Origin of the sequence: Kitasatospora sp. NPDC002040, from assembly GCF_040296785.1 — a bacterium.
In the GTDB taxonomy this organism is placed as follows: domain Bacteria; phylum Actinomycetota; class Actinomycetes; order Streptomycetales; family Streptomycetaceae; genus Kitasatospora.
This window is the reverse complement of the sequence record NZ_JBEOXV010000040.1, coordinates 1-1,787: the sequence shown is the minus strand read 5'-3', so window position 1 is coordinate 1,787 and position 1,787 is coordinate 1. Positions and strand designations below refer to the sequence as shown.

The 1,787-nt window shown below is 71.4% G+C and carries 1 protein-coding gene and 1 pseudogene; one reads left to right on the top strand and one right to left on the bottom strand.

Features of this window, described 5'->3' with window-relative positions; genetic code table 11:
* Positions 1 to 657 (bottom strand): AfsR/SARP family transcriptional regulator (locus tag ABT118_RS32615; RefSeq protein ID WP_350678530.1); only part of this gene is annotated, 657 nt, incomplete at its 3' end.
* A 429-nt stretch (positions 658 to 1,086) separates the two neighbouring features.
* Between ABT118_RS32615 and ABT118_RS32610 the strand changes: the two are divergent.
* Positions 1,087 to 1,787: pseudogene (locus tag ABT118_RS32610) on the top strand (regulator); the annotation flags it as partial.

Here is a 1,787-nt window from a genome sequence, read left to right as displayed (position 1 = left end):
CAGCGCCTGCTCGTCGAAGACCAGGCCGTCGGGGTAGCGGCGGGAGCCGCCGTAGAGCGCCACCAGCAGGTGGCGGGCCACGGACTCGTTGCCGGGATGGAGTTCCAGCTGACGGGACAGCTCGGGGACCAGCTCGGTGAAGCGGCCCAGACGCAGCTCGATCAGATAGCGGTTGAGGTTCAGCGCGAGCCGCTCCTCGACCATCCGGGCCCGGGCCGACCGGGCCCAGAGGCCCGGCAGCCCGGCCAGGGCCTCACCGTGCCAGAGGACGTCCGCCTGCCCGTACTCGGCCAGCGAGGCCCGGTCGTCCCCGGCCTCGGCCAGGGTCCTGGCCCGGCCGGCGAGTCTGAGGTACCGGTGCCAGTCGACCGCGGTCGGCTCCGCCTCCAGGGTGTACGTGTGCGCGGCACGGACGATCTCCGGTGCGGGGCTGTCCGGGCCGCTGAGGAGGGCTGCGTCCCGGAACGCCCGCCGGAGTCTGGAGAGATAGCCGTACAGCAGGTCGAGGGCGTTGACGGGCGGGTCGTCGTCCCAGAGGCGTTCGGTCAGGATCTCGCGGGAGACCGGGCTGCCCAGATCGATGGCCAGCGCAGCCAGGACGGTCCGTTCGCGGTCCGAGCGGAGCGGGACGAGCCGTGCGGCCGCTCGGATTTCCACGGCCCCGAACAGACGGATGGTCAGCATGGCCCCCCCGACGTCTGGATACTGCTGGCCCGTTTATGGGAGCATGACACGGCCGGGGAAGGCGAGCCATACCACCTCACCACAGGAGGCAGTGGAGTTCCGGAGAATTCATCAACTGCCCGTGAATCGTGCGGTGGTTGCGCAAAGCGGCAGCCGCCGGTCCGATTCGGCTGGCGGGCGGGACGGGGAGGGCCGGTGGAACCACTCACGAAGGCATCGCTGATCGCCGCTCTGCGGGTGGCCGCAGTGGAACAGCTCAGTCAACTGGAGCTGCTGGTAGGTGAGTTACCGGTGCCACTCACTGAGGACCGGTGTGACGAGATTGCCCGGAAGGTACTGGCCGGGCCCCCCGGGGCCATCGTGGCCATTGCACTCTGGGTGGCCACAGTGAACTCGGTTACGGTGAATTCGATTTCCGGCTCGGCGCAGTTCCACGGCACCACCGTGCAGGCCCGTGACGTCAACGGCGGCATTCACCTCCGAATGGAATCCCCCGTCCTGCCGACACCGCGCCAACTCCTTCCAGGAGTCCGGAATTTCACCGGCCGGGCGGAGGAGCTCCGGCTGCTGGACGGGATGGTCGGGTCCGGTGGTGCGGTGCTGGTGGCGGTGACCGGCCCGGCGGGGGTGGGGAAGACCGCGCTGGGGTCGTCCTGGCTGCGCGGGCTCGCCGGGCGGTACCCGGACGGGCAGCTCTATGCCGATCTGCGCGGGCACGCGCCGGACGGACCAGCCGACCCGGCGGAGGTGCTCGGGGGGTTCCTGCGGGCCTTCGGAGTGAGCCCGGTGCCCGCCGATCCGGCCGAACAGGCCGCGCTCTGGCGGTCGTTGACCTCGGACCGGCGACTGATCGTGATGCTCGACAACGCGGTGAGCGCCGCCCAGGTCCGGCCGCTGCGACCGGGCTCCGACGACGCTGTGGTGCTGGTGACCAGCAGGCTGCGGTTGACCGGACTGGCACTGGACGGGGCGGGATTCGTGCCGCTCGGCCTGCTGGGCCCGGCGGCGGGCGCCGAGTTGCTGCGGAGCCGGATCGGCCGCGAGCGGGTGGAGGCGGAGCCGGAGTACGCCCGCCAGGTGGTGGAGCGGTGCGCCGGCCTTCC